This is a genomic window from Ferroacidibacillus organovorans, from assembly GCF_001642725.1.
GTDB lineage: Bacteria > Bacillota > Bacilli > Alicyclobacillales > SLC66 > Ferroacidibacillus > Ferroacidibacillus organovorans.
In genome coordinates this window covers 1-6,243 of record NZ_LSUQ01000096.1, presented here as the reverse complement: position 1 = coordinate 6,243, position 6,243 = coordinate 1, and the positions used below count along the sequence as shown (strand labels likewise).

Annotated in this window: 5 protein-coding genes; 2 read left to right on the top strand and 3 right to left on the bottom strand. The window is 49.5% G+C overall.

The genetic code is table 11. From position 1 onward, the window contains the following. Positions 1-848: 848 nt before the first annotated feature. Both AYW79_RS14995 and AYW79_RS14990 read left to right on the top strand, forming a co-directional pair. Positions 849-2,915: a hypothetical protein gene (locus tag AYW79_RS14995; RefSeq protein WP_156481737.1), complete on the top strand. Its 2,067-nt coding sequence runs from the start codon at positions 849-851 to the stop codon at positions 2,913-2,915. Continuing rightward, the gene (locus AYW79_RS14990) at positions 2,912-3,763 is read left to right on the top strand and encodes a hypothetical protein (protein WP_067567608.1); all 852 of its coding nucleotides are present in this window, start codon (positions 2,912-2,914) and stop codon (positions 3,761-3,763) included. The genes AYW79_RS14995 and AYW79_RS14990 overlap by 4 nt, the downstream gene beginning before the upstream one ends. Before the next feature lie 69 nt (positions 3,764-3,832). Here the strand turns inward: AYW79_RS14990 and AYW79_RS14985 are convergent, their stop codons facing one another. The 3 genes from AYW79_RS14985 to AYW79_RS14975 form a co-directional block, all read right to left on the bottom strand. Next, entirely contained in the window at positions 3,833-4,234 is a 402-nt protein-coding gene (locus AYW79_RS14985; protein ID WP_067567605.1) for a hypothetical protein, read from the bottom strand. 147 nt (positions 4,235-4,381) lie between these two features. Beyond that, complete coding sequence (locus AYW79_RS14980) at positions 4,382-4,588, bottom strand: heavy-metal-associated domain-containing protein (protein ID WP_067564963.1); 207 nt, start codon at positions 4,586-4,588, stop codon at positions 4,382-4,384. Positions 4,589-4,689: 101 nt separating this feature from the next. Continuing rightward, positions 4,690-6,243, bottom strand: a 1,554-nt coding sequence (locus tag AYW79_RS14975; protein WP_156493917.1) for a copper-translocating P-type ATPase, incomplete at its 5' end; no start/stop codon positions are given.

The window sequence follows — 6,243 nt, the reverse complement described above, 5'->3', positions numbered from 1 at the left end:
ATTGGACCGAACGGGTTCATCACATGGCGGGACCTATCGCGCTAGCGGTGACAAAACGCCTGTTGGAACTAGACTGGATCCGCAGAGGTCCCGTCCGACGATCCATTGTTGTCACGGCGATGGGTCGAGAAAAACTGGCACAGGAATTGGGATTGAATGTCGAGGATGAGCGCTGACAAGTGGTACGAGGCACCGTAAGATTCTGATTGGAACCTGCCGTTATACGCTCAAACAAATCGTGAAAATGTGATAGGATTGTTCAGATTTCGGGCAGTTTTGCGACAGAAAAGACTTGGTTGCTAAGGAAAGGGGTGTTGTTTTTGACGTTGGTTAATCACAGGAATAACGTCACACCCATTGAGCGGGTAAAACAGTTGTTGTAGAATACAGTCAGTTCCGCTACGGATAAAAAGCTCAGCAATATTTTGGAGCAAGTGTAATCGCAAGACAATGCGAAACTGTATGTTTTCATGAATAACAATGGCTTGGCGTTAGGTATCATTGGATTCAAAGGCGAAGGAGTCTCTGCCGAAATTCTTCACATTGCGGTCGATGAGCACAAGCGTAACTGTGGTATCGATCGACGAATGATTGATAAACTCTTGAAGTTGGAGAATCCCCCCCGAATTAACTGCTGAGACGGAGCACGATGCGGTCGACTTTTATCGTCGGTATGGGTTCGCAATACAGTGATATCTCGTTGTCTAAAAAGTGCAGTCGAAATTGTGCCAAGATAGTGGAAGGTCATGCAATCGGACTTTACTGCTACGCGAGGATATCATGAAGGAGCAGCATTATAATCACTGTTGTGAGCAGTGAAGGATATTTGGCGAGTATGGGGGATTGTCATGTTTAAAAGGACAAAAACGATGAAATTTGCAAGCTTGGACTACTCAGAAGAGACCTTGCGCATTATCACGATGTTTTTGAGGGATTTTGATATGGCTGTATCGCAGCAATTAATCCGCAGGAGTATCAGCCTATCAAACGGACACCTCAGTAGCGACACACTTCATTGGATGAAAATTCTGGATGAAAAATTTGGTAGAAAATTTGAAGGAAGCGTTGAAGCGGTCATTAAATCCTACACTAAGGATTTCGACTTTCCTACAACAGTTCAAGTCTTGGAAGCGTATCTGTCCTATTTTCTTAAAGATCTATCCACGAGTTATGAAAACCCTGCGTCGCAGGATCAGAAAATAGAAGAAGAGGAAACTAAACCGAAGCAGACACTAACTTTAAAACAAGTAATTGATGCTCATGATTCGTATAATTTGCTGAACTTTACGTCAACTCACACAAAGGAACGAAGGACACTCTACGGTCGAACGTTGTTTCATTCCATCTTAGCTGTTAGGGATCGATTGCTCTGTACGGGATACTGTGACACATGGAGTGCAAGATATGCCGAATCTTGGGTTGAAAAGTCCCATGAATTCCTCCGTGATGATTTGGCTTCGCAAGCGGCGAAACATGCTGTTTCCGAAGGGGGAGAACCCTTCGTACACAAGGTTCTCGTGGAAATTGTGGACTCGGTTTGCAGAGATGTTGTGTATCATACTCGAATGGGAAAAAGGTTTGATGAATCGAACAAAATTATCCAGAAGCTTCTAGCAGGTGTCAAAGACCGTTTAAATACGATAAAAATCCCGCCATTAAAGATACAAGAACTTATAGAGTTAGTAGTCCGTGAGAATTTCATTGGACTGCAAAAATATGTTTCTGATTTTATTGAAGAGATTTTCAACGATATTTTACTTCTTGTTGAAAAGGTCGTACAACATGCGGATGTTGACAATAGTTACCTTCCGGATCAGGAGTCTCCACGTCCATTCCTTCACAAGTATGGTCACGATGCACTGCTTCGCCTTAGTGCTGGTTTTTTTAGCGAAGCCAAAGATCTTAATCGGACGTTTCACGATTTCATGGAAGTGTCGTTGCCAGGACGAAATAGTCAGTGGACTAACCACTACAAGACTCCAATTAAGCTAGACGAGTGGTTGTTAGCCGCCCCAGTAAAAAACTTACAAGTGGATGCGGAAGTCGATCTGGGCGACGTCAAAATCGTGCCTTCTGATAAGTGCCCCAACATTGTTACTGAGTATTTTTCGAAGATATCAGGTGTCGACAAGGTGGGCTGGAATCCGTTGGATGAACCGGTGTGGGTATTTGTACAGCGGATTTTCGCTGATTCTAACGATTCAGAGCGTGCGAAGACATACGGTCGGAGAAAAATCGAGGAAACTCTCAATTCGATTTTAGTCCTAATCGACAATCGTAGTTTGTACGACTATCATCTCGGTCATCACACGTATGCGGCGAATACAAAAACATCTGCAACTACCCTTTTCAATGGAATAGGGAGTGGGTCAGTCAAATTTCCTGTGGACTTAACTGGTGACAAATTTCCTGTTGGGACTCCATGGGGGGACTATCTCAGGAAAACCACAGTGATGGATTCAGCAATAAGTAATCGTGTAAGGAGGGCTTTTGACATACTTGCATCCGCACGACGCTATGAGTTTCCTGATCAGCGATTTTTAAGATATTTAACATGTCTTGAGAGTCTTTTGAAGGAAGAACACGATTCTAGAAAATATGGATGGCTCGACCGAGCAACTCTTATAATGGCGGGTCCGAATATTCCTGAAGCTGGATACACCTATGGGCAAGCAAGAGTCTGGCTCCGAAACGACTTCGACATCTACCTTAGGCTCAGAGATTCATTATTGCAGGGACGGGGAAACGGTTCTGCAGACCGAGTGATCGAGAGAATTGAAAGCATTGTAGTGGATTGTCTTATCAACGTATATGCATCTCTGAATGACCCTGACTTCAATGAACTAGACCAGTTGATCCTTTGGTTCGCACTCACACGCCCCGAAGATGATGTAATTGGGGGTGTTTCGATTTGACAGACTTGTTGGATGAGATTCGAAATAACCCGTGCGTCCTCTACGACGTAAATGGAGATGTGCTCGACTACGCATCCTGCAGAGCCGAGTCCTTAGCACCATCAGTTTCTGCTAGTACTCCTGCTGCGCAGGCGGTTATGCCCAATATCAAGCCGACCCTAATGGTTTTTCACTCACGCTCCAAGGATCCGGTTATAACCGAAAATGTTAAATCTTTGTCTGTTGTCGTATGTATTAGGGGTGACAACTTCTTCGAAGTAACCATCGACAACTTACAACGATCCTCGGCTACCGGACTTAATTTTACATTCGATCCAAGTCAGGTCGTCGAGCAGCCAATCGATGAAGCGCGATATAATCAGGTGAAACATCCACAAATTGTTATCGACTGGTCTAAGATAAAAATGCAACCAGGCAATTCATCACAAGGACAAGCCTTCGAGGAACTTTGTCGCGACGTTGTTTTGAAAAACCTAGACCTTTTTAGCAATCATATTTTTTTGCCGGAAGGAACTGACGGCGGCAGGGATGGCGTGTATGAAGCGAAGCTGTCTATATTCCCGACTAGGTCAATTACCATGAAATGCATCATGCAGTGCAAGTATTCAGTGAACCCAGAAACTAAGATTACGAGAACGGAAATATACGATGAAATGCTGAAAGTGATGGTTCATAAACCTGATTACTACGTCCTAGTGACGAATAGAAAGGCGATTTCGAGCTTTGTGGACTGGTTTGACAAGGTCAGAGAAAACAAACACCTACCTTTCATACCTGTGTTGGTTCTACGAACAACTTTGGAAGCCTTTATTAGTAACCACATCGATATCTGGCATAAATATTTTTAACTTGGCTATCTTCTGCGATGGATGCTGTTATTTGACCAAGTTACCTGAACTAGGTCATTGAAAGATGGCTTAGCATGAAGGCTCCAGCGGACAAGTATGGCCAGATTCTACCCGTTTCCCAAGTCGAATCGGCAAACTCACGCGGGCACTCCCCGCAAACGCAGCCTCCTGTCTGGCGGCAACCATGAGATCAGGAATCCTTCCGTACAATACCTCCGCCTGCTCATGCGTGATGCTCGCCACCGAGCGCTTCTGATCATCCTCCCGCGCATCCTGCAAAAGCGCATCCCCAATCACTTGAAAACAGCGCGCGGCGCGCGCAATGGCTTTTGCATGCGGCTCTGTCGCGTCCAAAAGCTCCATCTCAAGAACGTACACATCTTGCCCGATCCTGTGATAACCTTCCAAGTGCTCATCAGAGCAATATCGTTCGCCCGCCAAAATGGTGCGAATCCGGTTTAAAATGCTCATACGTTTTCCTCCGCCCCTTTTTCATGCCACACATCGCAATCGTAAAACTACGTCTAGTTTATCAGACAATCAGGATCGGCAGACATAAAAAACGTGAGCGCACAGATTCGTGAGAACCTGCACGCCCACTCCGGTTTTAAACTGCACTTACGCCACATCATATCCGGCATCTTCAATCGCCAACTTCAAATCCGAAACCGTTGTTTTACCTTCTTCATAGGTCACCGTCGCCTGGTTTTTCTCAAGACTCACGTCCGTCGACGTCACCCCGTCAACCGCCTGCAGCGCCTTCGTGACCGATTTGACACACCCCTGACAGGTCATCCCCTGCACCTCAATCGTTGCCACCGCCATCTCCCTCACCTCCCTTCAAATGGCTTTCCTGTGCGCACACCCGATGGTATCACGAGAATACGCTGGCCGCCGAATTCGCATTACGAACGCGCTGCCATAACTCACACTGTCGAGCGAAAACGCCGCAACAACAGAGAGTTGCTCACAACACTCACCGAACTGAGCGCCATCGCGGCGCCGGCAATCACCGGGCTGATGAACCCGAGTGCGGCCAGCGGAACGCCGAGCGAATTGTAGCCAAATGCCCAGAAGAGGTTTTGCCGGATTTTTTTTATGGTCGCGTTCGAGAGACGGATCGCGGTGACCACGCTCAACAGATCCCCGCGCAAAAGCGCGATGTCCGCCGTCTCAATCGCTACGTCCGTACCCGATCCGATGGCAAAACCGATCTCTGCGGAGGCAAGCGCCGGGGCATCGTTGATCCCGTCGCCCACCATGCCAACCACATTTCCTTCCCCTTGCAGCTTTTTGACCATCTCCGCCTTTTGCTGAGGCAGCACCTCCGCAAAAACGCGCTCTGCCGCAATCCCCACCGATTGGGCGATCGCCTGTGCTGTCTTGTGGTTATCTCCCGTCAGCATGTACACTGAAAGCCCGAGCGAAGTCATCTCTGCGATCGCCTGCCGCGACGTCTCTCTGACCCCATCCGCCACCGCGATGATCCCGAGCAGCTCACGATCGCGCGCCACCCACATCGCCGTCTTGCCCATCGCTTCAAAGCCTATCGCCTGTCTGTCAGCCCCGTCCTCCAGTGCAACGCCTTCGCGCTCCATGAAGGCACGGTTGCCAATCAACACGAGCATGCCCTCCACCGTTGCGCGCACGCCATAACCCGGAATGGCCGTTGTATCTTTCGCCGTCGGCAAAATCAGACCCTGCGCTTGCGCATGAGAAACGATCGCCGCGCCCAGCGGATGCTCCGACTCGCGCTCAACAGAGGCTGCCAATGCGAGCAGATCCCGCTCCCACACGCGATCAGACAGCGCAGCCACGTCTGTCACCTCCGGGCGACCGCTCGTAATCGTCCCTGTCTTGTCAAGGATCACCGCCGTCAGTCGATGTGCCTGTTCGAGTGCTTCGCCGCCCTTGATCAGGATGCCATTCTCGGCGCCTTTTCCTGTCCCCACCATGATCGCCGTCGGCGTCGCAAGACCAAGCGAACAGGGGCACGCGATGACCAGAACCGCCACCGCATTGATCAGCGCGTGCGTGAACCCGGCCGCAAAATACCACCCGATAAACGTCACGAGTGATACAACAAGCACAATCGGCACAAAGATCCCCGACACCTTGTCTGCCAGCTGTTGAATCGGCGCCTTCGACCCCTGCGCCTCGTCCACCATGCGAATGATCTGCGCCAGCGCCGTGTCGCGCCCCACCTTGGTCGCCCGCATGTGAAATGCGCCTTCCTTGTTGAGTGTCGCGCCAAACACCGCACTGCCCGCCTCTTTTGCCACAGGCATGCTCTCTCCCGTCAGCATCGATTCATCAATCGACGTCCGCCCCGACAGGATGATCCCGTCCACCGGGAGGCTCTCCCCCGGCCGCACGAGCAGCTCATCCCCTGTCACCACCTGCTCTGTGGGAATGTCCATCTCTTGACCGTCGCGAATCACGCGCGCCGTTTTTGCCTGCAACTTTACGAGCGCCCGCAC

Bases quoted from the DNA above. Each gene is read 5' to 3' on its own strand.
- AYW79_RS14985 (WP_067567605.1), bottom strand. From the start codon at position 4,234: ATGAGCATTTTAAACCGGATTCGCACCATTTTGGCGGGCGAACGATAT.
- AYW79_RS14980 (WP_067564963.1), bottom strand. From the start codon at position 4,588: ATGGCGGTGGCAACGATTGAGGTGCAGGGGATGACCTGTCAGGGGTGT.
- AYW79_RS14995 (WP_156481737.1), top strand. From the start codon at position 849: ATGTTTAAAAGGACAAAAACGATGAAATTTGCAAGCTTGGACTACTCA.